Source organism: Streptomyces sp. NPDC101165, from assembly GCF_044768135.1.
Lineage (GTDB): Bacteria > Actinomycetota > Actinomycetes > Streptomycetales > Streptomycetaceae > Streptomyces.
The window spans coordinates 72,564-98,692 of sequence record NZ_JBIWPG010000023.1; the positions used below are offsets into that span (position 1 = coordinate 72,564).

25 protein-coding genes are annotated in these 26,129 nt (G+C 69.2%); 4 read left to right on the forward strand and 21 right to left on the reverse strand.

Annotation, left to right across the window (positions count from 1 at the left end):
* The first annotated feature begins 8 nt into the window (after positions 1-8).
* Positions 9-581, forward strand: a complete 573-nt coding sequence (locus ACIRVH_RS37530) for a cob(I)yrinic acid a,c-diamide adenosyltransferase (RefSeq protein ID WP_403963272.1) — start codon at positions 9-11, stop codon at positions 579-581.
* Here the strand turns inward: ACIRVH_RS37530 and ACIRVH_RS37535 are convergent.
* Positions 578-1,147, reverse strand: a complete 570-nt coding sequence (locus tag ACIRVH_RS37535; protein ID WP_403963275.1) for a hypothetical protein — start codon at positions 1,145-1,147, stop codon at positions 578-580. The genes ACIRVH_RS37530 and ACIRVH_RS37535 overlap by 4 nt on opposite strands.
* Positions 1,148-1,298: 151 nt before the next feature.
* Here ACIRVH_RS37535 and ACIRVH_RS37540 point away from each other — a divergent pair, with 151 nt between their 5' ends.
* The 3 genes from ACIRVH_RS37540 (at position 1,299) to ACIRVH_RS37550 (ending at position 5,065) form a co-directional block, all read left to right on the forward strand.
* Positions 1,299-2,471 (forward strand): sensor histidine kinase, encoded by a 1,173-nt coding sequence (locus tag ACIRVH_RS37540; RefSeq protein ID WP_403963277.1) that lies wholly within the window; start codon positions 1,299-1,301, stop codon positions 2,469-2,471.
* The gene (locus ACIRVH_RS37545) at positions 2,468-3,118 is read left to right on the forward strand and encodes a response regulator (RefSeq protein WP_403963280.1); all 651 of its coding nucleotides are present in this window, start codon (positions 2,468-2,470) and stop codon (positions 3,116-3,118) included. Before ACIRVH_RS37540 ends, ACIRVH_RS37545 begins: the two co-directional genes overlap by 4 nt.
* A gap of 126 nt (positions 3,119-3,244) precedes the next feature.
* On the forward strand, positions 3,245-5,065 hold the full coding sequence (locus ACIRVH_RS37550; RefSeq protein ID WP_403963284.1) for a glycosyl hydrolase family 18 protein: 1,821 nt from the start codon (positions 3,245-3,247) through the stop codon (positions 5,063-5,065).
* 67 nt (positions 5,066-5,132) lie between these two features.
* On the opposite strand, the gene ACIRVH_RS37555 is transcribed toward ACIRVH_RS37550, so the two are convergent.
* The 20 genes from ACIRVH_RS37555 to rho all read right to left on the reverse strand — a co-directional run bounded on the left by ACIRVH_RS37555 (position 5,133) and on the right by rho (position 25,925).
* On the reverse strand, positions 5,133-5,579 hold the full coding sequence (locus tag ACIRVH_RS37555) for a DUF2550 domain-containing protein (RefSeq protein ID WP_145883641.1): 447 nt from the start codon (positions 5,577-5,579) through the stop codon (positions 5,133-5,135).
* A 138-nt stretch (positions 5,580-5,717) separates the two neighbouring features.
* Positions 5,718-6,095, reverse strand: coding sequence for a F0F1 ATP synthase subunit epsilon (locus ACIRVH_RS37560; protein WP_094216090.1), 378 nt, complete (start codon positions 6,093-6,095; stop codon positions 5,718-5,720).
* A 128-nt stretch (positions 6,096-6,223) separates the two neighbouring features.
* The gene (gene atpD, locus ACIRVH_RS37565; protein WP_403963288.1) at positions 6,224-7,660 is read right to left on the reverse strand and encodes a F0F1 ATP synthase subunit beta; all 1,437 of its coding nucleotides are present in this window, start codon (positions 7,658-7,660) and stop codon (positions 6,224-6,226) included.
* On the reverse strand, positions 7,660-8,577 hold the full coding sequence (locus tag ACIRVH_RS37570) for a F0F1 ATP synthase subunit gamma (protein WP_403963290.1): 918 nt from the start codon (positions 8,575-8,577) through the stop codon (positions 7,660-7,662). The genes atpD and ACIRVH_RS37570 overlap by 1 nt, the downstream gene beginning before the upstream one ends.
* A gap of 21 nt (positions 8,578-8,598) precedes the next feature.
* Positions 8,599-10,191: a F0F1 ATP synthase subunit alpha gene (atpA, locus tag ACIRVH_RS37575; RefSeq protein WP_403963293.1), complete on the reverse strand. Its 1,593-nt coding sequence runs from the start codon at positions 10,189-10,191 to the stop codon at positions 8,599-8,601.
* 129 nt (positions 10,192-10,320) lie between these two features.
* The gene (locus tag ACIRVH_RS37580) at positions 10,321-11,136 is read right to left on the reverse strand and encodes a F0F1 ATP synthase subunit delta (protein WP_403963295.1); all 816 of its coding nucleotides are present in this window, start codon (positions 11,134-11,136) and stop codon (positions 10,321-10,323) included.
* Positions 11,133-11,678 (reverse strand): F0F1 ATP synthase subunit B, encoded by a 546-nt coding sequence (locus ACIRVH_RS37585; protein ID WP_094216095.1) that lies wholly within the window; start codon positions 11,676-11,678, stop codon positions 11,133-11,135. Before ACIRVH_RS37585 ends, ACIRVH_RS37580 begins: the two co-directional genes overlap by 4 nt.
* A 41-nt stretch (positions 11,679-11,719) precedes the next feature.
* The gene (atpE, locus tag ACIRVH_RS37590; protein ID WP_094216096.1) at positions 11,720-11,962 is read right to left on the reverse strand and encodes an ATP synthase F0 subunit C; all 243 of its coding nucleotides are present in this window, start codon (positions 11,960-11,962) and stop codon (positions 11,720-11,722) included.
* Between the two features lie 80 nt (positions 11,963-12,042).
* Positions 12,043-12,873, reverse strand: a complete 831-nt coding sequence (gene atpB, locus ACIRVH_RS37595) for a F0F1 ATP synthase subunit A (protein ID WP_403963300.1) — start codon at positions 12,871-12,873, stop codon at positions 12,043-12,045.
* 210 nt (positions 12,874-13,083) lie between these two features.
* Complete coding sequence (locus ACIRVH_RS37600; protein WP_403963303.1) at positions 13,084-13,524, reverse strand: hypothetical protein; 441 nt, start codon at positions 13,522-13,524, stop codon at positions 13,084-13,086.
* Between the two features lie 499 nt (positions 13,525-14,023).
* Positions 14,024-15,316 carry an MraY family glycosyltransferase gene (locus ACIRVH_RS37605; protein WP_403963306.1) on the reverse strand — a complete coding sequence of 431 codons (1,293 nt, stop codon included), beginning with the start codon at positions 15,314-15,316 and terminating at the stop codon, positions 14,024-14,026.
* Positions 15,317-15,467: 151 nt separating this feature from the next.
* Positions 15,468-16,706 (reverse strand): serine hydroxymethyltransferase, encoded by a 1,239-nt coding sequence (glyA, locus tag ACIRVH_RS37610; RefSeq protein ID WP_403963309.1) that lies wholly within the window; start codon positions 16,704-16,706, stop codon positions 15,468-15,470.
* A 69-nt stretch (positions 16,707-16,775) separates the two neighbouring features.
* Complete coding sequence (locus tag ACIRVH_RS37615) at positions 16,776-17,453, reverse strand: protein-tyrosine-phosphatase (RefSeq protein WP_403963312.1); 678 nt, start codon at positions 17,451-17,453, stop codon at positions 16,776-16,778.
* A complete protein-coding gene (locus tag ACIRVH_RS37620; protein ID WP_403963316.1) occupies positions 17,450-18,097 on the reverse strand; it encodes an L-threonylcarbamoyladenylate synthase in 648 nt (215 codons plus the stop codon). The genes ACIRVH_RS37615 and ACIRVH_RS37620 overlap by 4 nt, the downstream gene beginning before the upstream one ends.
* A 52-nt stretch (positions 18,098-18,149) precedes the next feature.
* Positions 18,150-18,995 carry a peptide chain release factor N(5)-glutamine methyltransferase gene (gene prmC, locus ACIRVH_RS37625; RefSeq protein WP_145883688.1) on the reverse strand — a complete coding sequence of 282 codons (846 nt, stop codon included), beginning with the start codon at positions 18,993-18,995 and terminating at the stop codon, positions 18,150-18,152.
* A 29-nt stretch (positions 18,996-19,024) separates the two neighbouring features.
* Entirely contained in the window at positions 19,025-20,101 is a 1,077-nt protein-coding gene (gene prfA / locus ACIRVH_RS37630) for a peptide chain release factor 1 (protein WP_403963320.1), read from the reverse strand.
* Positions 20,102-20,207: 106 nt separating this feature from the next.
* Complete coding sequence (rpmE, locus tag ACIRVH_RS37635) at positions 20,208-20,432, reverse strand: 50S ribosomal protein L31 (RefSeq protein ID WP_030672379.1); 225 nt, start codon at positions 20,430-20,432, stop codon at positions 20,208-20,210.
* Between the two features lie 146 nt (positions 20,433-20,578).
* Positions 20,579-21,709, reverse strand: coding sequence for an LCP family protein (locus tag ACIRVH_RS37640; RefSeq protein WP_403963323.1), 1,131 nt, complete (start codon positions 21,707-21,709; stop codon positions 20,579-20,581).
* A gap of 196 nt (positions 21,710-21,905) precedes the next feature.
* On the reverse strand, positions 21,906-23,621 hold the full coding sequence (locus tag ACIRVH_RS37645) for a trypsin-like serine protease (protein WP_403963325.1): 1,716 nt from the start codon (positions 23,619-23,621) through the stop codon (positions 21,906-21,908).
* Between the two features lie 267 nt (positions 23,622-23,888).
* Positions 23,889-25,925: a transcription termination factor Rho gene (gene rho, locus ACIRVH_RS37650; protein WP_403963328.1), complete on the reverse strand. Its 2,037-nt coding sequence runs from the start codon at positions 25,923-25,925 to the stop codon at positions 23,889-23,891.
* Between the last annotated feature and the right edge of the window lie 204 nt (positions 25,926-26,129).

The window sequence follows — 26,129 nt, forward strand, 5'->3', positions numbered from 1 at the left end:
CTGGTCACATGGTCAATCTGACACGCATCTACACCAGGACCGGCGACAAGGGCACCACCGCCCTCGGTGACATGAGCCGGGTCGCCAAGACCGACCTCAGGATCTCGGCCTACGCCGACGCCAACGAGGCCAACGCCGTGATCGGCACCGCGATCGCACTGGGCGGCCTGGACGAGGAGGTCGTCAAGGTCCTCACCCGCGTCCAGAACGACCTGTTCGACGTGGGCGCGGACCTGTCGACGCCGGTGGTGGAGAACCCGGAGTTCCCGCCGCTCCGGGTCGAGCAGTTCTACGTCGACCGGCTGGAGGCGGACTGCGACCGCTTCAACGAGCGGCTGGAGAAGCTGCGTTCCTTCATCCTCCCCGGCGGCACCCCCGGCGCGGCCCTGCTGCACCAGGCCTGCACGGTGGTCCGCCGGGCCGAACGCTCCACCTGGGCGGCCCTGGAGGTGCACGGCGAGCACATGAACGCGCTCACCGCGACCTACCTGAACCGGCTCTCGGACCTGCTCTTCATTCTGGCCAGGACCGCGAACAAGGAGACCGGGGACGTGCTGTGGGTACCGGGCGGGGAGCGCTAACGCTTCTGCTCGGGGGCCCTGGCGGCCTCGGACCCCTTGGGGAGTCTGGGGAACAGCGTGTAGCTCGCGGCGACCAGCACGTTGATCCCGATCACCCACACCATCCTCAGCTGCCACGCCCGCAGCGAGCCGGTGTCGCCGTCGCCGCCGACGTACCAGGCCGCGCCCTGCAGCAGGGCGAGGGCGACGAGCGAGGCCAGGATCCAGCGGCCCGCGACCTTCCACTCGTGGAGGGCGCGGGCCGTGCCGTACTTCGGGGGCTTCACGGGCGGCGGGCCGCCGGCGAAGCGGTGGGCGACGCGGGCGTCCGCCCACTTGATCGTGGAGTGGCCGAGGCCGACGGTGAAGCCGATGTAGACGGCGGCGAGGCCGTGCCGCCAGTCGGGTTCCGCGCCGTTCTTGAGGTCGATCGCGGTGACCACGAACAGCACCACCTCCAGCAGCGGCTCGCACAGCAGCAGTGCGAGGCCCGTGCGGGGCATGCGCCACAGGTAGCGGAAGGCCAGCCCGGCGGCCAGCAGCACCCAGAAGGCCACCTCACAGGCGACGATCAATCCGACGATCAAGGTTCTCCCCCTTCGCTCACCCTTCCAGGCTGCCGTCGGCCGAGCCACGGATCATCGTCGGCGCGGGCGAACCCGCCGTAATCGAAAGTTGCAGTTCGGGACCCTTCCCGAGGGGCAGGCGCGGTGGCCGCGGGCCGTGTTGGATGGGGTCATGCCCCTCGCACTCCCCCGCCCGCACCGCGACGACCTGCGCATCACCGTGGGCGGCCTGCTCGGCGGGGTACTGCTGTGGGTGCTCGGGATCCACCCGCGCGTGGCCTCGGACCACCTCGTGCTGTGGCAGGCGCCCTGGGCCCCGCTGGTGCCGCTCGCGATGACCGCCGCCTGTGAGCCGCTGCGCCGCATCCGGCCCCGCGCCGGCCTGTTGGTCGGCACCGTCGCGCTGACCCTGGACACGGTGACCCTCGGCAGCATCGTCACGGTCGTGCTGTACACCGACCTGGTGTACGCGGCCGTCCTGTACGGCAGTCCCGCCGCCGCCCGGCGGATCCCCTGGATCACCGGGATGCTGACGGTTCTCGGCGGAGTCGTGCCCGCCGCCCTCTGGCGTGACCCACAAGGGCTGTTGATCGGTGTGGGCGTCGGCGTGGTCGCGTTCGCACCGGCCTCCACGGGCTGGGTGGTCCGCAACCACCGCGACGCGGCCGAGGCGGCCCGGCTGCGCGCCGAACAGACCGCGCTGCTGGCCGAGATGGACCGCACCCAGGCGGTCACCGTCGAACGGGCCCGGTTCGCACGGGAGTTGCACGACATGGTGGCCAACCACCTCTCGGCGATCGCCATCCACTCCACGGCCGCGCTCTCCCTGGACGACCCGAAGACCTCCATGGACGCGCTGGCGGTCATCCGGGAGAACAGCGTCGAGGGGCTGGCCGAGATGCGGCGGCTGATCGGGATTCTGCGGGACGGCTCCGGCGACCGGGAGCCCGCCGCTTCGCCCACGCTCGACGGCCTCGGCGCCCTGGTCGACGGCGCCCGCTCGAACGGTCTGGAGGTGACCCTCGAGGCCGGCCACGACAGCGTGCCCGTGCCGGTCGAGCTGGCCGCCTACCGGATCGTGCAGGAGTCGCTGACCAACGCTCTGAAGCATGCGGCGAAGGGGTGTGTCCATGTCGCCCTGCGACAGGAGAGCGGCACCCTTCAGGTGCGGGTGACCAGCCCGTACCGGCCCGGCGACAGTCCTCGCGCCCCCGGCTCCGGCGCCGGTCTCACCGGGATGCGGGAGCGGGCCGCGCTGCTCGGCGGCAGCTTCGAGGCCGGGCCCGAGGGCGGCCGCTGGGCCGTACGCGCCGCTCTTCCGCTCACCGAAGGAGACCCCGCATGAACCGCGCCGTCCGGGTCCTCGTCGCCGAGGACCAGTCCGCCGTCCGCGCCGGCCTGGTCCTCATCCTCGACAGCGCGCCCGACATCGAGGTGGCCGGGGAGGCGGCGGACGGACAGCGGGCGGTCGAACTGGCCCGGGAACTGCGGCCGGACGTGGTGCTGATGGACGTGCAGATGCCGCGCCTGGACGGGGTGTCGGCGACCCGGCAGATCGTCGCGGAAAGGACGGCGGACGTCCTGGTGCTGACCACCTTCGACCTCGACGAGTACGTGTTCGGGGCGCTGCGGGCGGGGGCGGCCGGGTTCCTGCTGAAGAACACCGAGGCACGCGATCTGCTGGAGGCCGTGCGGACGGTGGCGCGCGGGGAGGGAATCGTCGCGCCGGCCGTCACGCGGCGGCTGATCGCCGAGTTCGCGGCGAAGCCGGTGCGCGAGCCGACGGCCGACCCGGCCGCGCTGGACTCTCTCACCCGGCGTGAGCGCGAGGTGCTGTCGTGCATCGGCGAGGGGCTGTCCAACGCCGAGATCGCGGCGCGGCTGGAGATGGCGGAGGGCACGGTGAAGACGCACGTCAGCCGTCTGCTGGCGAAGCTGGAGCTGCGCAGCCGGGTTCAAGCGGCCGTACTGGCGCAGGAGTTGGGGATCTAGCGGGCCCGTCGGGCAAGTGGTCCAGACCTATTGACCTGTGGTCCAGACCTTTCTATTCTCGCGGCACCGTGGGCGTGAAGGCTCAGTCATGCCCCTGACACCCCCGACACACGAGGGAGGCGCAGCATGCGCTTCAGACACAGAGCCGCGGCAGGGTTCGCGACCCTGTTGCTCCCCCTGGCCGGTCTGGTCGGTCTCGCGGGCCCCGCCCAGGCCGCGACGAACGCCACCGCCACCTACACCAAGACCAGCGACTGGGGAACCGGCTTCGGCGGTCAGTGGACCATCAAGAACACCGGCACCAGCAGCATCAGTTCCTGGACCGTCGAGTGGGACTTCCCCTCCGGTACGTCGGTCACCTCCGCATGGGATGCGGACGTCACCAACTCCGGCACCCACTGGACCGCCAAGAACAAGTCGTACAACGGCACCCTGGCCCCAGGCGCCACCGTGTCCTTCGGCTTCAACGGCGCCGGTTCCGGCTCCCCGTCCAACTGCAAGCTCAACGGCGACAGCTGCGACGGCACCACGGTCCCCGGTGACGCGGCCCCCTCCGCGCCCGGCACCCCGACCGCGTCCTCCGTCACCGACACCTCCGTGAAGCTCGGCTGGAGCGCGGCCACCGACGACAAGGGCGTCAAGAACTACGACGTGCTGCGCGACGGCAAGGTCGTCGGCACCGTGACGACCACGTCGTACACGGACACCGGCCTCACCGCCGGCACCGACTACTCCTACACCGTGCAGGCCCGCGACACCGCCGACCAGACCGGACCGGTCAGCGGCGCCGTCGCCGTGCACACCACCGGCGGCGGCACCACTCCCCCGCCCACCGGCAACAAGGTCAAGCTCGGCTACTTCACCGAGTGGGGCATCTACGGGCGCAACTACAACGTCAAGAACCTGGTGACGTCCGGCTCCGCCTCGAAGATCACGCACATCAACTACGCCTTCGGCAACGTCACCGGCGGCAAGTGCGCGATCGGTGACTCCTACGCCGACTACGACAAGGCGTTCAGCGCCGACCAGTCGGTCAGCGGCGTCGCGGACACCTGGGACCAGCCGCTGCGCGGCAACTTCAACCAGCTGCGCGAGCTGAAGGCCAAGTACCCGAACATCAAGGTGCTGTGGTCCTTCGGCGGCTGGACCTGGTCCGGCGGTTTCGGTGAGGCCGCGAAGAACCCGGCCGCGTTCGCGCAGTCCTGCTACGACCTGGTCGAGGACCCGCGCTGGGCCGACGTCTTCGACGGCATCGACATCGACTGGGAGTACCCGAACGCCTGCGGCCTGAGCTGTGACACCAGCGGGGCCGCGGCCTACAAGAACCTGATGGCCGCGCTCCGCGCCAAGTTCGGCTCGAACAACCTGGTCACCTCGGCCGTCACCGCCGACGGCTCCTCCGGCGGCAAGATCGAGGCCGCCGACTACGCGGGTGCCGCGCAGTACGTCGACTGGTACAACGTGATGACGTACGACTTCTTCGGTGCCTGGGACGCCCAGGGTCCGACGGCCCCGCACTCCCCGCTCACCTCGTACAGCGGTATCCCGAAGGCGGGCTTCACCACCGCCGACGCGATGGCCAAGTACAAGGCGATCGGTGTCCCGGCGAGCAAGCTGCTCATCGGCATCGGCTTCTACGGCCGCGGCTGGACCGGCGTGACGCAGGACGCCCCGGGCGGCACGGCCACGGGTCCGGCGGCCGGCACGTACGAGCAGGGCATCGAGGACTACAAGGTGCTGAAGACGTCCTGCCCGGCGACCGGCACCGTCGCGGGTACGGCGTACGCGCACTGCGGCAGCAACTGGTGGTCGTACGACACCCCCGCCACCATCGCGACGAAGATGGCCTGGGCCAAGAACCAGGGCCTCGGCGGCGCGTTCTTCTGGGAGTTCAGCGGTGACACCAGCAACGGCGAGCTGGTGAGCGCCATCAGCAACAACCTGTAGTCGGGCAGATCCGGCTCAGAGCCACATTCGCTCCCCCTCGGCTTCGTCTGGGGGAGAGTGAATGTGGCTACGCCACATTCACTCGCTGTCCGGGCGGGGCTGCCTCCAGCCACGCGAGAAATCCGGTCAGCGCGTCTTCGCTCATCGCGAGTTCGAGGCGCGTGCCCCGGTGGGTACAGGCGAGGACCACCGCGTCGGAGAGCAGCGCCAGCTCCTCCTCGCCCTCGGGCAGCCGGCGGCCGGCCACCTCGATGGCGGCGCGCTCCAGGGTGCGGCGCGGGCGGGGTGCGTAGGAGAAGACGCGGTACCACTCGATGCGGTCGCCGTTGTAGCGGGCGACGCCGTAGCTCCAGCCCTTGCCGTTGGTGTCCGGTTTCTCGGGCACGTCCCAGCGCAGCGAGCAGTCGAAGGTGCCACCGGAGCGCTGGATCAGTCTGCGGCGCAGTCCGAACAGGAACAGTCCCACCACCACGAGCGCGATCACGATCCCGCACACAGTCAGAGCGAGGACCATCGGCACCGACCTCCTCGTCTCCTAGGCGATGAAACTGAGTAATGAAAAGGAAAAAACACCCACATCTGCCTCAGCCGCGACCGGCACCGGATTGCTCCGGGCCGGCCGCGGCTGAGTGACGTCATACCGCGCGCTGGATCAGCGCGCCGCGGTCGCCGCCCGCAGGCGGACATCCGCACGACGCTCGGCCTCGGCGTCGTCCTCCGCCTTCGCGCGCTCGAGCTCGCGCTCCGTGCGCTGGACGTCGATCTCGTCCGACAGCTCGGCGATCTCCGCCAGCAGCGACAGCTTGTTGTCCGCGAACGAGATGAAACCGCCGTGCACAGCGGCGACGACCGTTCCACCATCACTCGTACGGATGGTCACCGGGCCCGACTCCAGCACACCGAGCAGCGGCTGGTGACCGGGCATGACGCCGATGTCGCCGGACGTGGTGCGCGCGACGACCAGGGTGGCCTCACCGGACCAGACCTGGCGGTCGGCGGCGACCAGCTCGACGTGCAGCTCAGCAGCCATGGGTGGCTCCTCGGGTCACCACCCGGCGGTAGTGCCGGGTGTTGGGGTCAATTCTAATGGGCGTGGAGAGAGGGGCTGGACACACCCCGGAAGGGTGGGTCCGCGCCCCTCTCAGATGAGCGCGAGGCTCAGGAGACGCCCAGCTCCTTGGCGTTGGCCTTGAGGTCCTCGATGCCACCGCACATGAAGAACGCCTGCTCGGGGAAGTGGTCGTACTCACCGTCGCAGATCGCGTTGAACGCGGCGATCGACTCGTCGAGCGGCACGTCCGAGCCGTCCACGCCGGTGAACTGCTTGGCGACGTGGGTGTTCTGGGACAGGAAGCGCTCCACACGACGGGCACGGTGGACAACGAGCTTGTCCTCCTCGCCCAGCTCGTCGATACCGAGGATCGCGATGATGTCCTGGAGGTCCTTGTACTTCTGCAGGATCGTCTTCACGCGCATGGCCGCGTTGTAGTGATCCGCAGCGATGTAGCGCGGGTCCAGGATCCGGGACGTGGAGTCCAGCGGGTCCACGGCCGGGTAGATGCCCTTCTCGGAGATCGGACGGGACAGAACCGTCGTCGCGTCGAGGTGGGCGAAGGTGGTGGCCGGGGCCGGGTCGGTCAGGTCGTCCGCGGGGACGTAGATCGCCTGCATCGAGGTGATCGAGTGACCACGGGTCGAGGTGATGCGCTCCTGGAGGAGACCCATCTCGTCGGCCAGGTTCGGCTGGTAGCCCACCGCGGAGGGCATACGGCCGAGCAGGGTCGACACCTCGGAACCGGCCTGCGTGAAGCGGAAGATGTTGTCGATGAAGAACAGCACGTCCTGCTTCTGGACGTCACGGAAGTACTCGGCCATGGTGAGGCCGGCCAGCGCGACGCGCAGACGGGTGCCCGGGGGCTCGTCCATCTGACCGAAGACCAGAGCGGTCTTGTCGATGACGCCCGAGTCCGACATCTCCTCGATGAGGTCGTTGCCCTCACGGGTGCGCTCACCGACACCGGCGAACACGGAGACACCGTCGTGGTTGTTGGCGACACGGTAGATCATCTCCTGGATGAGCACCGTCTTGCCGACGCCGGCACCGCCGAACAGACCGATCTTGCCGCCCTTGACGTACGGGGTCAGCAGGTCGATGACCTTGACGCCGGTCTCGAACATCTCGGTCTTCGACTCGAGCTCGTCGAAGTTCGGGGCCTTGCGGTGGATGCCCCAGCGCTCGCCCTCGTACTGCTCGTCGACGTTCAGCACCTCACCGAGGGTGTTGAACACCTTGCCCTTGGTGAAGTCGCCGACCGGCACCGTGATGGAGCTGCCGGTGTCGGTGACCACGGCCTGGCGGACCAGACCGTCGGTGGGCTGCATGGAGATGGTGCGGACCAGGCCGTCGCCCAGGTGCTGGGCGACCTCGAGGGTCAGCGTCTTCTTCTCGCCGGCGTTGGCCGGGTCGGCCACCTCGACGTGAAGGGCGTTGTAGATGTCCGGCATCGCGTCGACGGGGAACTCCACGTCGACGACCGGGCCGATGACCCGGGCGACGCGGCCCGTAGCCGTCGCGGTCTCAACAGTGGTGGTCATTATCGGTCACTCCCCGCGGTCGCGTCGGCCAGGGCGCTGGCGCCACCGACGATCTCGCTGATTTCCTGGGTGATTTCGGCCTGGCGGGCCGCGTTGGCAAGACGGGAGAGCGTGTTGATCAGCTCGCCCGCGTTGTCGGTGGCCGACTTCATCGCGCGCCGCGTGGCGGCGTGCTTCGAAGCGGCCGACTGGAGCAGCGCGTTGTAGATGCGGCTCTCCACGTAGCGCGGCAGCAGGGCGTCGAGGACGTCCTCCGCCGAAGGCTCGAAGTCGTACAGCGGGAGAATCTCGCCCGTGGGGGCGGCCTCTTCCGCGACCTCTTCGAGACGCAGCGGCAGCAGCCGGGCGTCGAGCGCGGTCTGCGTCATCATCGAGACGAACTCGGTGTAGACGATGTGGAGTTCGTCCACACCACCCTCGGCCGTGTCCTTCTCGATGGCCTCGATCAGAGGCTCCGCCACCTTCTTGGCGTCCGCGTACGACGGCTCGTCGGTGAAGCCCGTCCACGACTCCGAGATCTTGCGCTCACGGAAGTTGTAGTGGGCGACACCACGGCGGCCGACGATGTACGTGTCCACCTGCTTGCCCTCGCGCTCCAGGCGCTCGGTCAGCTGCTCCGCCGCCTTGATGGCGTTGGAGTTGAAGGCGCCGGCCAGACCGCGGTCGCTCGTGAGGAGCAGGACCGCGGCACGGGTCGGGTTCTCCGCCTCCGTGGTGAGCGGGTGCTTGGTGTTCGAACCCGTACCGACCGCCGTGACCGCGCGCGTCAGCTCGGTCGCGTACGGCGTGGAGGCCACCACCTTGCGCTGCGCCTTGACGACGCGCGAGGCGGCGATCATCTCCATCGCCTTCGTGATCTTCTTGGTCGCGCTGACGGATCGGATGCGACGCTTGTAGACCCGGAGCTGGGCTCCCATGAGTCAGGTCCCTTCCTTACGTCACTTGGCGGCAGCGGCAGGAACGTCCTCGCCGAGCAGCTTGCCGTCCGAGGTCTCGAACTGCTTCTTGAACTCTGCGACGGCGTCGTCGATCGCCTGGATGGTGTCGTTCGACATCTTGGCGCCCTCGCGGATCGAGGTGAGCAGGCCCGACTCCTTGCGGTGCAGGTAGTCCAGCAGCTCGCGCTCGAAGCGGCGGATGTCGACGACCGGAACGTCGTCCATGCGGCCGTTGGTGCCGGCCCAGACGGAGACGACCTGGTTCTCGGTGGCCATCGGCTGGTACTGGTCCTGCTTCAGCAGCTCGACCATGCGCTGACCGCGCTCCAGCTGCTGCTTCGACGCGGCGTCCAGGTCGGAACCGAAGGCGGCGAACGCCTCCAGCTCACGGAACTGGGCGAGGTCCACGCGAAGACGGCCGGAGACCTGGCGCATCGCCTTGTGCTGCGCGGAACCACCGACTCGGGAGACGGAGATACCGACGTTCAGCGCGGGACGCTGACCGGCGTTGAACAGGTCCGACTCCAGGAAGCACTGGCCGTCGGTGATGGAGATGACGTTGGTCGGGATGAACGCCGAGACGTCGTTGGCCTTGGTCTCGACGATCGGCAGACCGGTCATCGAGCCGGCACCCATGTCGTCGGAGAGCTTGGCGCAGCGCTCCAGCAGACGGGAGTGCAGGTAGAAGACGTCACCCGGGTAGGCCTCACGGCCCGGCGGGCGGCGCAGCAGCAGGGACACGGCGCGGTAGGCGTCGGCCTGCTTCGACAGGTCGTCGAAGATGATGAGGACGTGCTTGCCCTCGTACATCCACTGCTGACCGATGGCCGAACCGGTGTACGGCGCCAGGTACTTGAAGCCGGCCGGGTCGGACGCCGGGGCGGCGACGATGGTCGTGTACTCCAGGGCGCCGTTCTCCTCCAGCGCGCGGCGCACGCCGGCGATGGTGGAGCCCTTCTGGCCGATGGCGACGTAGATGCAGCGGACCTGCTTCTTCGGGTCGCCCGAGCGCCAGTTGTCGCGCTGGTTGATGATCGTGTCGACGGCCAGGGCGGTCTTGCCGGTCTGGCGGTCACCGATGATCAGCTGACGCTGACCACGGCCGATCGGGGTCATCGCGTCGACGGCCTTGTAGCCCGTCTCCATCGGCTCGTGCACCGACTTGCGCTGCATGACCGTGGGGGCCTGCAGCTCGAGGGCGCGGCGGCCGGACGTCTCGATCTCGCCGAGGCCGTCGATCGGGTTGCCGAGCGGGTCGACGACACGGCCGAGGTAGCCCTCGCCGACCGCGACGGAGAGGACCTCACCGGTACGCGTGACCGGCTGACCCTCCTCGATGCCGCTGAACTCACCGAGGACGATGGCACCGATCTCGCGCTCCTCGAGGTTGAGGGCGAGGCCGAGGGTGCCGTCCTCGAACTTCAGCAGTTCGTTGGCCATGGCCGAGGGCAGGCCCTCGACCTTCGCGATGCCGTCGCCGGCAAGGGTGACCGAACCGACCTCCTCGCGCGAGGCCGCGTCCGGCTTGTACGACTGGACAAAGTTCTCCAGCGCGTCCCGGATCTCCTCCGGCCGGATCGTGAGCTCCGCCATCTGGGTTCCCTGCTCTCCTTGTTGGGCCCGAAGTTTCGGTGGGGGTCTGGGGGCGACCCCCAGGAATCCTCTTCACGGCCCAACCAGGGCCGTAAGTACGTACTGCTTTTCTCGAATGCCGAGGTGCTGCTAGCTCGCCATGCGGCGGGCCGCGTCCTCCAGCCGGTCCGCGAGGGAACCGTTGATGACCTCGTCACCGACCTGCACCCGGATCCCGCCGACGACCTCGGGGTCGACGTCCAGGTTGAGGTGCATCCGGCGGCCGTAGAGCTTGGTCAGCGCGGCGCCGAGGCGCTGCTTCTGCCCGTCGCTCAGCGGCACCGCCGAGGTGACGACGGCGACCATGCGGTCCCGGCGCTCGGCGGCGAGCTTGGACAGGGACTCCAGTCCCGATTCCAGGCTACGTCCACGCGGCGCGGTCACGAGGCGCGTCACCAGACGCTCGGTGGCGGGCTTGGCCCGGCCGCCGAGGAGCCGGTGCAGCAGCTCGATCTTGGCCGAGGTGCTCGCGGAGCGGTCGGTGAGCGCTGCACGCAGCTCGGTGTTCGAGGAGACGATCCGGCCGAACCGGAACAGCTCGTCCTCGACGTCGTCGAGCGTGTCCGTCTTCTGCGCCGCCGTGAGGTCGGCGATGTCCGCCAGCTCCTCCAGCGAGTCCACCAGGTCACGCGGCTGCGACCAGCGGGAACGGACCATGCCGGACACCACGTCGAGCGTGGTCTCGCCGACCTGGCCACCGATGAGGCGCCGGGCCAGCTCGGCCTTGGCCTCACCGGGCTGCGCCGGGTCGGTGAGGACCCGACGCAGGCTGGGCTCGCGGTCGAGCAGCGCGGTGACGGCCGCCAGCTCGTCCGCGAGCTGGACGGCGTCCACGGACGTGGAGTCCGTCAGCGCGTCGAGACGCTCACGTGCGGCTGCCAGGGCCTCGCGGCTCGCTCCGTTCATCGCGTGGCCTCGGCCTTCTCCTCGAGCTCGTCGAGGAAGCGGTCGATCACGCGGCTCTGCCGGGCGTGGTCCTCGAGGGACTCACCGACGAGCTTGCCGGCCAGTTCGGTGGCGAGCTTGCCGACGTCCTGCCGCAGGGCGCCCGCGGCGGCCTTGCGGTCGGCCTCGATCTGGGTGTGACCGGCGGCGACGATCTCCTCGCGCTGCCGCTGGCCCTCGGCCCGCATCTCGGCGATGAGGGCGGCACCCTGCTCCTGCGCCTCCTGGCGCAGGCGCGCGGCCTCGTGCCGGGCCTCGGCGAGCTGGGCCTTGTACTGCTCGAGGACGCTCTGGGCCTCGGTCTGCGCGGCCTCGGCCTTCTCAATACCGCCCTCGATGGCCTCGCGACGCTCTTCCAGAACCTTGTTGATGGTCGGGAGGAGCTTCTTGGCGAGGAAGATGAAGACGATGGCGAAAGCAATCAGGCCGATGACAAGCTCTGGGATCTCGGGGATCAGAGGATTCTGCTCCTCTGTCGCCGCCAGCGTTACCAGGGCGTTCACATCAGTGCCTTCCGTCTAAGGGAGTTGCGTCGAAGCGCGCTTCAGCTACGGAAGAGGAAGCCCATGACGATACCGATCAGCGCCAGGGCCTCACAGAAGGCGAAACCCATGATCTGGTTGGCGCGGATCAGACCGGCAGCCTCGGGCTGGCGGGCGAGAGCCTGGGTGCCGTTACCGAAGATGATGCCGACGCCGATGCCGGGGCCGATCGCAGCGAGGCCGTAGCCGACCGAACCGAGGTTGCCGGTGACGCCGTCGGCGGCAAGGAACTGGAGAGCGGACATGCCGGATCTTCCTTCTCTTTACGCGTACCGGTGGGGGTTGGCCACCGGTCAGTCAGATTGGACAGGGAGGGCGAGGAGGCTCAGTGGTGCTCGGCGAGAGCGCCCTGAACGTAGTTGCAGGCGAGGAGTACGAAGACGTACGCCTGAACAGCCTGGATGAAGAGCTCGAACGCCGTGAGCAGGATGGTCATCACGAACGAGGCGCCAGCGTAGACGATGCCGACTCCGTTCAGCAGGTACCAGGTGCCGATGGTGAAGGTCAGCAGCAGCAGGTGGCCGGCGAACATGTTCGCGAAGAGTCGGACCGCGTGCGTGAAGGGGCGGATCAGCACGTTCGAGAAGAGGTCGATGATCACGATCACCGGCAGTACGGCGCCGAGCGACTTGTCGTAACCGGTGATGTTCTTCAGACCGCCGGTGAACCCGTGCTTCTTGAACGTCAGGAACATCCACAGGATGTAGACGATGGCCGCCAGACCTGCCGGGAAGGCGATCATGGACGTCACGGGGAACTGTGCCAGCGGGATCACGGACCACAGGTTCATGATCCAGATGAAGAAGAAGAGCGAGACCATGAGGGGTACGTACTTCTCGCCCTCGCGCTTGCCCAGCGTCTCGTAGACGATGCCGCGGCGCACGAAGTCGTACCCGGCCTCACCGATCATCTGGAGCTTGCCAGGCACGAGCTTGGGCCTGGCGAACGCGGCCCAGAAGAAAGCGACGATCGCGACCGTGCCCAGCAGGGCCAGCAGCATCGGCTTGTTGAACTCGAACCCGCCGACAGTGAAGAGCGGCTTGAAGACAAAGGAATGCAGGCCGGGAGCCGGGAATCCACATCCGGTGAAGATGTGACAGTCGGACTCGAAGGCGAGCACCTGCGTCGGGTCAGCACTCACCGCGGACTCCTTCATCGTGGCGCATAGATACGGCAACCTCGTTGTGTCGGCGCGACGCGGGGCCGCGGTTCGGCACGGGACTGGTGTTACGGATGTGGGGGCGGCTGTGGGGCATCTCGCCTCGCGATTGAACAGGCGTCAGCTCAGATGCCCGCGCCCGCGATGCCGCAGTTGGCACCGGACGATAGCAGCATCTCCTGCATGCCTTTATCCCGGCCCTACCTCTCACCGCGAGTGCCCTGTCTTCTCGGGCTTGTCGCCCGCCGACGAGGCATCAGGTTCGACGTAGAGGATCTTGGCCTTCATGTGGGCACGGGTCTGCGCGACGATCCACGCCAGAGTGGTGACCACGAGAACGACGGCGAAGACACGGGGATTGAACAGGTTCGTGTCCTTGAACACGGCCACGAAGACGACCAGCAGCAGCAGCTGGGCGGTGTAGAGCATCAGGCCCATGCCCTGGAAGAGCTGCGGAAGTGACCTGGCGATGCGCTGCAGAACGTAGAGACCGGACCCCATGAAGAGGCACACGACCGCCGTCGCGACGACAGCCCCGATCGCTCCCTTGCCGCCCGCGACCACTCCGCTGACGACGGCGGCGAGCGCGCCGACGACAGCCGTGGGTACGGCGGCCTGGGCCAGGATCCGGGCGTCATTGGACGGCATGGCGGCAACTCCGCTTTCACAGGGGGCAGGTGTCGTCATGGACGAGCGTAGTCCCGGGCTGAGTGATCGAGACCTCACGCCATTGGACCGACGCACTTCGGTCCTTCGGCTCTCTCCGGGGTTCTCGTGAACCGTATCACAAACTATTTGATGAGGTCTTTACCTGGTAGGTGTGCGCGCTGTCACACATGAGAGTGACGGCGCGCGTCTGTGCAAAAACCGGGGTGTCTTGTCTGGTATTAGGGCGCTTTACTCCCCCACGACTTGGCAATGCTCTAGTCAGATTCTTACCTTGCCAAGCCGCGCGACCGGGGCCTCACCTGCTGACGCGACCGGCTTGAGGGCCTCTTCGATCAGGCTCTCCACGACCTCGGATTCGGGCACGCCCAGGTCCGCCTACGTCCACCTGCGCCCGGCCGGCGGTCGCCAGCAGCGCACAGCGATGGGGGCGCCGTCGCCGATCACCTCTACGAGGGCTGAGATGCCGGCCCCCGCCGGGCTACCGGACGTCGGCCTCCGCGCCCCGGTCCGGCACCAGTGCCTGGTCGCGGAGTGCGGTGGCCCCGTGGCACTCGCGCACCGTGCCGCCCGCCGGCACCGCGGCGTCGAGCGTGGGCACCGCCCGCCGCCTGCGGTACCGCGGCGGCACGAAGCGCTCCGCCCACCTGGGGGCACGCGGCGTGAAGCGGGGCAGCAGGAGCAGCGCCAGGCCGACCGCGCTGAGGAAGACCACGCCCAGCACGATCCACATCGACGCCGAGTTCACCGAGTACGCCAGCGCGCCGAAGGCGATCAGCGCCGACCAGAAGTACATGATCAGCACGGCCCGGCTGTGCGAGTGGCCGATCTCCAGCAGCCGGTGGTGCAGATGGCCCCGGTCGGCCGCGAACGGGGACTGGCCGCGCCAGGTGCGGCGCACGATGGCCAGCACCAGGTCCGCCGCCGGTACGGCGATGATCGTCAGCGGGAGCAGCAGCGGGATGTAGACCGGCACCGTCTGGTGCACCGCCGCCTTCTCCGAGCCCGTGAAGAGGGCCAGCGCGTCCGGGTCGACCTGACCCGTGATGGAGATCGCGCCCGCGGCCAGCACCAGCCCGATCAGCATCGAGCCCGAGTCGCCCATGAAGATCCGCGCCGGGTGCATGTTGTGCGGCAGGAAGCCCAGGCACATGCCCATCAGGATCGCCGCGAACAGGGTCGCCGGAGCGGCGGCCTCGATGCCGTACGAGTACCAGATCCGGTACGAGTACAGGAAGAACGCCGCCGCCGCGATGCACACCATGCCCGCGGCCAGGCCGTCCAGGCCGTCGACGAAGTTCACCGCGTTGATCGTGATGACGACCAGGGCGACCGTGAGCAGCGTGCCCTGCCACTGGGTCAGCGCCACGTTGCCGACGCCCGGGATGGGCAGCCACAGGATCGTCAGACCCTGCATCACCATGACGCCCGCGGCGATCATCTGGCCGCCCAGCTTGATCAGCGCGTCGATCTCGAACTTGTCGTCCAGGACACCGATCAGCCAGATCAGCGCGGCCCCGGAGAGCAGCGCCCGTGGCTCGTTGGATCTGGCGAAGACCTGGTTGAGGTTCGTGAGGTGGTCCGCGACCAGCAGGCCGGCGCACAGGCCGAAGAACATGGCGATCCCGCCGAGGCGCGGAGTGGGCTCCCGGTGCACGTCACGTGCCCGGATCTCCGGCATGGCTCCCGCCACGATCGCGAACTTCCGTACCGGCCCTGTCAGCAGATACGTCACCGCGGCCGTGATGCAGAGCGTCAGCAGGTATTCACGCACGGGCTTCCCCACAGATCTCGCTGGCCATCACAGCCCACCACCCTAGCGAGCGATGCATATGGATGAGGACTTCCGGGTAGCGACGATGGTTGCACGAATGGCTGTGCACGTCGGTGCATACCGGGGTGTACGGCCGTGCGCCTACCCCCGCTCAGCCGGGATAAGGCGGAAATCTACCGGCCAGCTCGCGCACCTCCTCCCGCGCCGGGGCCGGTTCCGTCTCGCCCCGCAGCACCGAGGCCAGCAGCGCGGCGATCTTGACCATCTCCGGCTCCCCCATGCCCTGTGTGGTCACCGCGGCCGTCCCCAGGCGCAGCCCGCGCCCGTCGCCGTGCGGCAGCACACAGCAGTCCAGGACGAATCCGGCGGCGGCCAGCCGGCCGCGTGCGGTGCGCCCGTCCACGCCGAGCGGGGCCGGGTCGGTGGTGATCAGGTGGGTGTCCGTGCCGCCGGTGGTGACCGCGAGGCCCTCGGCGGCCAGCTGAGCCGCGAGCACCCTCGCATTGGCGACCACCTGATGGGCGTACACGCCGAACGCCGGTGTCGCCGCCTCGCCGAACGCGACGGCCTTGGCGGCGATGGTGTGCATCTGCGCGCCGCCCTGGGTGAAGGGGAACACGGCCCGGTCGACGCGCTCGGCCAGTTCGCCGCCGCACAGGATCATTCCGCCGCGCGGGCCGCGCAGCACCTTGTGGGTGGTGGCGCACACCACGTCGGCGTACGGCACCGGGTTGGGCGCAGCTCCCCCGGCGACCAGGCCGATCGGATGCGCGGCGTCCGCGATGAGATACGCCCCGACCTCGTCGGCGACCTCACGGAAGAAGGCGTAGTCGAGGTGGCGGGGATAGGCGATCGAGCCGCACACGATGGCCTTGGGCCGGTGGTTGCGGGCCAGGTGGCGCACCTGGTCGTGGTCGATGAGCCCGGTCTCGGCGTCGACTCCGTACCCGACGAAGTCGAACCAGCGGCCGGAGAAGTTCGCGGGCGAGCCGTGGGTGAGATGGCCGCCGTAGGGCAGCCCGAGGGCGAGAACGGTGTCTCCGGGGCGCAGCAGGGCGGCGTAGGCGGCCAGGACGGCCGAGGAGCCCGAGTGGGCCTGGACGTTGGCGTGCCGGGCGCCGAAGAGCGCCTTGGCCCGCTCGACCGCGAGGCGTTCGGCGACGTCGACCAGTTCACAGCCGCCGTGGTGCCGGGCGCCGGGGTAGCCCTCGGCGTACTTGTTGGCGAGCGGTGAGCCGAGGGCGGCGAGCACGGCCGGCGAGGTGAAGTTCTCGGCGGCGATCAGCTGCAGCGTCGTCGACTGCCGTTCCAGCTCCGCGTGCACGATCTCGGCCAGCTCCAGGTCCTGTCGCCGCAGGACATCGGTCTCGAGGGTATGGGTGACCGACATGGCGGGCTCCCGGGCGGTCGACGGTGACGTAGGTCCAATGTAGGCCTGGGACCGGTGGGGTGCGCGGTGTCACATCCTCGCGGTCACACCCGTCAGCGCGGTCACCACCGGATCCAGCGCCTCATGTATCTCGTCCCCGATCGACCGGAAGAACGGCAGCGGTGCCCCGTACGGGTCGTACACCTCGTCCGCCTCGGCGGTGGGGGCCAGCAGCCACCCGCGTAGAGCCGCGGCCGCACGGACCAGCGCCCGCGCCCGCGCGACCACGCCGTCCTCCAGCGGCGGCAGCGTGGCCGGATCTATCGCCCGGACCAGGCGGGTGAACTCCTTCAGCGTGAACGTCCGCAGCCCCGCCGAGTGCCCCATCGAGATCACCTGGGCCCGGTGGTCCCGCGTGGCCGTCAGCACCAGGTCGGACGTGATCACGTGCTCGTCGAGCAGCTCCCTGCCGACGAAGCCGGAGGCGTCCGCGCCGAACTCGGCCAGCACGGCCTCCGCGTTGGCCTCCATGGGCGCGCCCTCGTGGCCCCAGGTTCCCGCGCTCTCCACGATCAGCCCGCCGCCGAGTACGCCGAGCCGCTCCGCCACGAAATGGCGGGTCAGCCGCTCGGTGATCGGCGAGCGGCACACGTTGCCGGTGCTGACGTGGAGGATGCGGAAGGTGTCGCGCGGAAACCCGAACGTCGTCGTCAGTTCCGCTTCACGTTCCCCGTTGCCTATGCCACGCCCCGCCTCAGGGGCCGTCAATTCGCCACCTCGAGGTCGGGTACGACCTTCCGCAGCTCGTCCGGGGAGATCGCGCCCTCGCGCAGCAGCACCGGAACCGGGCCGGTGACGTCCACGATGGACGAGGGCACGTTGCCCGGGGTGGGGCCGCCGTCGAGGTAGACGGAGACGGAGTCGCCGAGCATGTTCTGGGCGGCGTCGCAGTCCTCCGGCGCCGGGTGGCCGGTGAGGTTCGCCGAGGACACGGCCATGGGGCCGACCTCGGTGAGCAGCTCGATGGCGACCGGGTGCAGCGGCATGCGGACGGCGACCGTGCCGCGAGTCTCGCCGAGGTCCCACTGCAGGGACGGCTGGTGCCGGGCGACCAGGGTGAGGGCACCCGGCCAGAACGCGTCGACCAGTTCCCAGGCCGGCTCGGAGAAGTCCGTGACCAGGCCGTGCAGGGTGTTCGGGGAGCCGATGAGGACAGGGGTGGGCATGTTGCGGCCCCGGCCCTTGGCGGCGAGCAGGTCGGCGACGGCCTCGGGGGAGAACGCGTCGGCGCCGATGCCGTACACCGTGTCGGTCGGGAGCACCACCAGCTCGCCCCGGCGGACCGCGGACGCGGCTTCACGCAGACCCGTCACGCGGTCGGTCGCGTCGTTGGTGTCGTATCGCCGTGCCATGTCTAGCGGGCCTCCTCGTACACGTACTGCGGGCTGGAAGTCGTCGGGGTGGTCACGGCAGCGCCCTGCGGGCGGTCGCGAACCGGGGGCGGTTGTTGAGGTCGGGGTGATCGGCCGCGTCGGCCCAGCCCCGCTCCTCGGTGAAGATCCACGGCACCTGGCCGCCCTGGGTGTCGGCGTGCTCGATGACGACGACACCGCCGGGGCGCAGCAGTCGGTGCGCGGTGCGTTCGAGGCCCCGGATGAGGTCCAGGCCGTCCTCGCCGGAGAACAGCGCCAGCTCCGGGTCGTAGTCGCGGGCCTCCGGGGCGACGTACTCCCACTCGGTGAGCGGGATGTACGGCGGGTTGGAGATGACCAGGTCGACCTGTCCGTCGAGGTCGCGGAAGGCGTCCAGGGCGTCGCCCTGGCGCAGGTCGACCCTGGACCCGGCCACGTTCTTGCGCGTCCACACCAGGGCGTCGTCGGACAGCTCCACGGCGTGCACGCGCGAGCGCGGCACCTCCTGGGCGAGGGCGAGCGCGATGGCGCCCGAGCCGGTGCACAGGTCGACGATGCAGGGCTCGACGACGTCCATGGCACGCACGGCGTCTATGGCCCAGCCGACCACGGACTCGGTCTCCGGCCGGGGCACGAAGACACCCGGGCCGACCTGGAGTTCCAGGTACCGGAAGTAGGCGCGCCCGGTGATGTGCTGCAGCGGCTCGCGCTGCTCACGCCGGGCGATGACCTCCCAGTAGCGGGCGTCGAAGTCGGAGTCCTTCACGGAGTGCAACGCGCCCCGCTTCACGCCGTGCACGAACGCGGCGAGCTCCTCCGCGTCGTTGCGCGGCGAGGGCACGCCGGCGTCGGCCAGCCGCTGGGCGGCCTGGGCCACCTCCGCGAGCAGCAGGTTCACGCAAGTCCTCCGGGTAACTCGTACGTGCCTTATGCAGCTGCCAGCTTCGCCGCCGAGTCGGCGTCGACGCAGGCCTGGATCATCGCGTCGAGGTCGCCGTCCAGGACCTGGTCCAGGTTGTACGCCTTGAATCCGACGCGGTGGTCGGAGATGCGGTTCTCCGGGAAGTTGTAGGTGCGGATCTTCTCGGAGCGGTCGACGGTGCGGACCTGGCTGCGGCGGGCGTCGGCGGCCTCCCGCTCGGCCTCCTCCTGCGCCGCGGCGAGCAGCCTGGAGCGCAGGATACGCATCGCCTGCTCCTTGTTCTGGAGCTGGCTCTTCTCGTTCTGGCAGGAGGCGACGACTCCGGTCGGGATGTGCGTGATGCGCACGGCGGAGTCGGTGGTGTTGACGGACTGGCCGCCGGGGCCGGAGGACCGGTACACGTCGATGCGAAGGTCGTTCGGGTTGATCTCGACGTCGACCTCCTCGGCCTCGGGGGTGACGAGCACACCGGCGGCGGAGGTGTGGATACGGCCCTGGGACTCGGTGGCCGGCACACGCTGCACGCGGTGCACACCGCCCTCGTACTTCAGCCGGGCCCACACGCCCTGGCCGGGCTCGGTCGCGCCCTGGCCGCCCTTGGTCTTCACAGCGACCTGGACGTCCTTGTATCCGCCCAGCTCGGACTCGGTGGCGTCGATGACCTCGGTCTTCCAGCCGACGCGCTCGGCGTAGCGCAGGTACATGCGCAGCAGGTCACCGGCGAACAGGGCGGACTCGTCGCCGCCGGCGCCCGCCTTGATCTCCAGGATGACGTCCTTGTCGTCGCTCGGGTCGCGCGGGACGAGCAGCAGGCGCAGCTTCTCGGTGAGCTCGTCGCGCTGCTTGTCCAGTTCCTTGACCTCTGCGGCGAAGTCAGGGTCGTCGGCGGCAAGCTCGCGCGCGGTCTCCATGTCGTCGCCGGTCTGCTTCCAGGAGCGGTACGTGGCGACGATCGGGGTCAGCTCGGCGTAGCGCTTGTTCAGCTTGCGCGCGTTCGCCTGGTCGGAGTGGACCGACGGATCGGCGAGCTTCTTCTCCAGATCGGCGTGCTCGGCGACGAGTTCCTCGACTGCCTCGAACATCTTTCGGCTCCTGTACTGCGGGGGGAGGGGTGGCGGGCGACCAAAAACGCCGGTCCCGGGCACACCCCGGTGGGGGCGCGACCGTGGACCGGCGAATGGGGGCTCGCTACTTCTTGGAGCCGGCGGCAGCCTTGCCGAAGCGGGCCTCGAAGCGGGCCACACGGCCACCGGTGTCGAGGATCTTCTGCTTGCCCGTGTAGAACGGGTGGCACTCGGAGCAGACCTCAGCCCGGATGGTGCCGGACTGGATCGTGCTACGGGTGGTGAACGACGCGCCACAGGTGCAGCTGACCTGCGTCTCGACGTACTCGGGGTGGATGTCGCGCTTCAAGGTGTCTCCTAGATTTCGGGAGGGCGCCGGGTCGCTGTCGCGGGCTGCGAAAGCGTGAACCGGAGCCGACGTACCAGTCTGCCAGGACTGGCGCCATCCCCCAAAACCGGGGGGCGTCGTCGTCTATTCCCCGGGGGTGAGCGGGCTCAGGGAGTCACCACGCCCTTGGCTTCGCCCGTGGCCGTTCCCTTGGTCGCCGACGCCGGGATCGACCGGTCGTTCTGCAGGGCGTCCCAGACCAGCTGGGCCTTCGCCTTCGCCACCAGGACCCGGTTGAGGTTGTCCGGGTCGTACTGGACGGGCATCGTGACCATCTTCGCGTGGGACGAGCTGATGCCCTTCAGGCCGTTCGCGAAGTCCGCGAGGGCGTTGACCGAGCCGAGGTCGGAGTCGGTGGTGACGGCCTTGGTGGCGGTGTCGGCGAGGTCGTACAGCTTCTTCGGGCTGCTGAACACGCCGACGTGCTTGACCTGGTCCATCAGCGCCTTGACGAACGCCTGCTGGAGCTGGATGCGGCCCAGGTCCGAGCCGTCGCCGACGCCGTGCCGGGTGCGGACCAGGCCGAGTGCCTGCTCCCCGTCGAGGGTGTGGGTGCCGGCCTTGAGCTTCAGGTGGCTCTGCGGGTCGTCGATGTTCGCGGTCGTGGTGACCGGGACCCCGCCGAGGTCGTCGATGAGCTTCTGGAAGCCGGCGAAGTCGACCTCCAGGTAGTGGTCCATGCGGATACCGGTGAGCGACTCGACGGTCTTGACGGTGCAGGCCGCGCCGCCGGTGGAGTACGCCTCGTTGAACATCACGCCGGACGCGGCCGGATGCGTGGTGCCGTTGGTGTCGGTGCACTCGGGTCGGTCGATGAGGGTGTCACGCGGGATGGAGACCACACTGGCCTTCTGATGGCCCTTGTAGACGTGGACGATCATCGCCGTGTCGGAGCGGGCGCTGCCGTCGTCGGTGCCGCCGCCGAGCTTCTTGTTGGAGCCGGAGCGGGAGTCCGAGCCGAGGACCAGGATGTTCTCGGAGCCGTTGTCGATCTTCATGGGCCGGTCGGCGCCGAGGGCCTGATCGATGTCGACGCTCTTGATGTTGCCGTTGAGCTTGAAGTAGACGTACCCGGCGCCGGTGCCTCCCAGCACGACCACGCCCGCGGCCGTCCAGGCCGTGACGAGCAGGGCCTTGTGGCGGGTGCTGCGGGTCGTGCGGCGGCTGCCGTTGCCACGGCGGGATCCGGTCTCGCCCGGCCCCGGTATACCGGGCTCCGGCGTGCTCTCGGCGGACACGTCACTCCTAGGTCTCGTCCGGTCGGTTACCCCCTGCTTTCAGGGTCGGGTGCGGTCGTCACCGCACCATCGTCACCCCGTCAGGTCAGACGGAGAAACTCGGGAAAGGGTTGCACGACGCAAAGTGCCCATCGCGTACGGCGATGGGCACTCTGTGTAGCCGCGTGAACGGGATGAACCCCGCTCACCAGCATTTTCAGCCGAAAAGGTCGTAAGCCTGGAATCCGGTGCCGACCGAGACCCTTGTGGCAAAGATCTCGCTGGTCGCCTTGCCGGTGCCCTTGTACAGGTAGAGCGTGCCGCCGGAGGTACGGGCCAGGAAGTCGGCCTTGCCGTCACCGCTCACGTCGCCCACCGCGGCGAAGGCGTTGTAGCCGGTCCAGGCGCTGCGCACCTTGATCCGGGCGGCGAAGGCACCGGAGCCGGACTTCCCGGTTCCCTTGTACAGGTACAGGTCGCCGGTGCTGCTCCTGCGGGCGAGCAGGTCGGCCTTGCCGTCACCGGTGAAGTCGCCGTGGCCGAGCACCATGTTGTACTGCCCCCAGCCGGTGCCGACCTGCACCCGCGCGCCGAAGGTGCCGTTGCCCTTGCCCGGGTAGAGCCAGAGCGTGCCGCCCGAGTCGACGGACAGCACGTCGGGCAGGTAGTCACCGGTGAGGTCGCCCGGCGTGATGATCCGCGTGCGGGTCTTCCAGCCGGAGAAGAGCTTCGTCGTGGTCCAGGTGCCCTGGGTCCGGTCGCTGCTCAGCACGACGTGGTCCCAGTACACGTCACCGGTGGAGCTGACCCGGTAGACCAGGTCCTGGTAGCCGTCCCGGTTCAGGTCGGTCTGCCGGACCAGGTTGACGCCGCTCCAGTCGCCCCAGGAGACCCGGGCGCCGAAGGAGGTTCCGCTGGAGTCCTTCTCGTAGCCGGTCTTCGTGGAGGAGGCTCGCACGAAGAGGTCGGCCTTGCCGTCGGTCTTGTTGTTGAAGAGGCTCAGGTTGCTGTCGTCGATCTGCGGATAGACCGCGCCGACGTAGCTGGAGACCTTGCTGAAGACGCTGTAGGCGCCCTTCGCCACGCAGTCCTCGACGCCCCAGGAGACCACGCCGGCGATCCGGCCGTTCACCACGAGCGGCCCACCGGAGTCACCGTTGCACGCGGAGGTCGTACCGGCGTCGCTCCCGCTGGCGGGGTTGCCCGCGCACACCATGTGGCCCTTGACGAACCCGGCGTAGTAGCCGGAGCAGGTGCTGTCGGACTGGATGGGCAGCGTGGCCGTCTTCAGCGTCGGGGAGATGTCGTCACTGGTGGAGCTGGTACGGCCCCAGCCGTAGACCGTGGCACCGCTGCTGGTGTACGAGGCGGTGTCGCCGGAGGTGACCATGCGGATCGGCGTGGCCTTGACCGGAACGGCCAGGGTGAGCACGGCGATGTCGTTGTCGATCGTCGACGGGTTGTACGACGCGTTCCACTGGCGCACCACACCGGTGGCCTGGCCGCCGTGCAGGTCGCTCCCGGTGGCCAGCTGGTCGGTGCCGGTGACGACGGCACCGTACGCCTTCCAGTTGTAGGCCTTGTTGTTCTCGTCCCGGACGCAGTGCGCGGCGGTGAGGATCTTCGTCGGCGAGACGACCGAGCCGCCGCAGAAGAAGCCGAAGTCGTCGCTGGTGTCGGTGGTGCCCTTGTCGTCGTAGTACCAGAGCTGGGCCATCCAGGGCGCCGTGGAGATGGTGGTCTCGGTGCCACCGATGATCTTCGGAGAGACGGCGGACTGGCTGCCGGTCTTCGTCGAGCTGTCGCCACCGGAGGCGCCGGCGATGCGCTTCTCCAGAGTGGCCTGGGAGGGCTGGCTGACGACGGGCTGGGCTGTCGGCTTCGGCAGCGCGGTGGCCGCACCGGCGGACCCCGTCAACAGCGCGGCGGTCACGGCACCGGCGACACCGACAGCGGCAAGGGGCAGAGCAAGGCGTATGCGACGTCTGTGCCGCCCGGACAGGGGCGTGGGCAAGGAGGTCCCCCAGGGAGAGGTGAGCAGGGAGGGGCGCGTGTTGCACTCCATACCTCTCAGCGCCAAAAGGCCGCCCCCCGTCACTTCTGGACGGGGGGCGGCCTCAACACCCCAAGGGGTGCGGGGAACTGCGCGATCGACCACGGAGCACCCGCAGCCGACCGACGACGGTCAGCTCAACGGCGCTCAGTCACCGTTGCCCGGAGTCGGCGTCGTCTTCTGAATCTGCATCAGGAACTCGGCGTTCGACTTGGTCTGCTTCATCTTGTCGAGGAGCAGTTCGACCGCCTGCTGCTGGTCGAGGGCGTGCAGCACCCGGCGCAGCTTCCAGACGATGGCGAGCTCGTCGCTGGCGAGCAGGATCTCTTCCTTACGGGTACCGGACGCGTCGACGTCCACCGCGGGGAAGATGCGCTTGTCGGCGAGCTTGCGGTCGAGCTTGAGCTCCGCGTTGCCGGTGCCCTTGAACTCCTCGAAGATCACCTCGTCCATGCGGGACCCGGTGTCCACCAGGGCGGTGGCGAGGATGGTCAGCGAGCCGCCGTCCTCGATGTTGCGGGCCGCACCGAAGAAGCGCTTCGGCGGGTACAGGGCGGTCGAGTCGACACCACCGGACAGGATGCGGCCGGAGGCCGGGGCGGCGAGGTTGTACGCACGGCCCAGACGCGTGATCGAGTCGAGCAGCACGACGACGTCGTGACCCAGCTCCACCAGACGCTTGGCGCGCTCGATGGCGAGCTCGGCGACCGTGGTGTGGTCCTCGGCCGGACGGTCGAAGGTCGAGGAGATGACCTCGCCCTTGACCGACCGCTGCATGTCGGTGACCTCTTCCGGACGCTCGTCGACAAGGACGACCATCAGGTGGCACTCGGGGTTGTTGTGCGTGATCGCGTTGGCGATCGCCTGCATGATCATGGTCTTGCCGGTCTTCGGCGGGGCCACGATCAGACCGCGCTGGCCCTTACCGATCGGCGACACGAGGTCGATGATGCGGGTGGTCAGCACGCCCGGGTCCGTCTCCAGGCGGAGGCGGTCCTGCGGGTAGAGCGGGGTCAGCTTGTTGAACTCCGGGCGGCCACGGCCGTGTTCGGGCGCCATGCCGTTGACGGAGTCGAGGCGGACCAGCGCGTTGAACTTCTCGCGGCGCTCGCCCTCCTTGGGCTGACGGACCGCACCGGTGACGTGGTCACCCTTGCGCAGACCGTTCTTGCGGACCTGGGCGAGGGAGACGTACACGTCGTTCGGACCCGGCAGGTAGCCCGACGTACGGATGAAGGCGTAGTTGTCGAGGATGTCCAGGATGCCCGCGACGGGGATCAGGACGTCGTCCTCGGCGAGCTGCGGCTCGTTGCCGGCGAACTCGTCACGGCCACGACGGCCACGACGGTCCCGGTAGCGGCCGCGACGGCCACGCCGGCCGCCCTCGAAGTCGTCGTCATCCTGCTGCTGGCCGCGCTCCGGGCGACCGCCGCCGCCCTGCTGCTGACCCTGCTGCGGGCCCTGCTGGCGCTGACCGCCCTGGCCCTGCTGGTCGTCGCCCTTGCCCCGGCGGTCGCGGTCCCGGTCGCGGTCCCGGTCCCGGCCACGCTCACGGCGGTCGCGACGGCCACGGCCGTCACCCTCACCGGCGTCGCCCTTGGCCTCGCCCTGCTGCGCGGGCGTCTCGGCCTTGGGCTCGGCCTTCGCCTCGGCGACGACGGTCTCGGCGCTGCTCGCGGCCGGGGCGCCCGCCTCGGCGGTGGCGCGACGGCGACGGCGCTCGGTCGGGGCCTCGTCTCCCCCACGCTCGGAGGTGCCCCCGGCCGGCTGGCCGGGAATCTCGATCTGCTGCTGGGCCACGGCCTTGTCGGCGGGGGCCTCCGGGGCCTTCTCCGCCTTCTTCTCGGCGGCGGCCTCGCCCGTCCGGGCCTTCGAGGTGGTCCGGCGCTTCGGCTTGGTCTCGGTGGCGTCCCCGGCGGGGGAGGTCGCAGCCTTGGGGGCGGCACCCCCACCGGCCTGGGCCTCCTTGATGACCTCGATCAGCTGGCTCTTGCGCATACGCGCGGTGCCCCTGATACCGAGGCCCGAGGCGACCTGCTGCAGCTCGGCCAGCACCATGCCCTCGAGGCCGGTACCACGGCGCCGCCGGGAGCCGGCACCGCTGGCAGGCGCGGAGGCGTCCGTGGCGGGCGCGGCAGCGGTCTCCTCGACACGTGCGCCCATCAGATCGGTGGTGTCGCTCACGAAGGGTCCTTCCCTGGAGCGGACGTCGGCCTGTCTGGCTCGGCGACCGGTTGTGCTGTCCGGCTACGGTCCTGTCTCTGCGAACCGTGCCGGGGCGGTGGTCCGCCAACGCGGCGGAAGAGATTTGCAGGTGATGGCGCTTCCGCGAACTGTGGCACCCAGTGTCACGTGGCGTGGTAGCACCGATTCCGAAGCGTGCCCGGT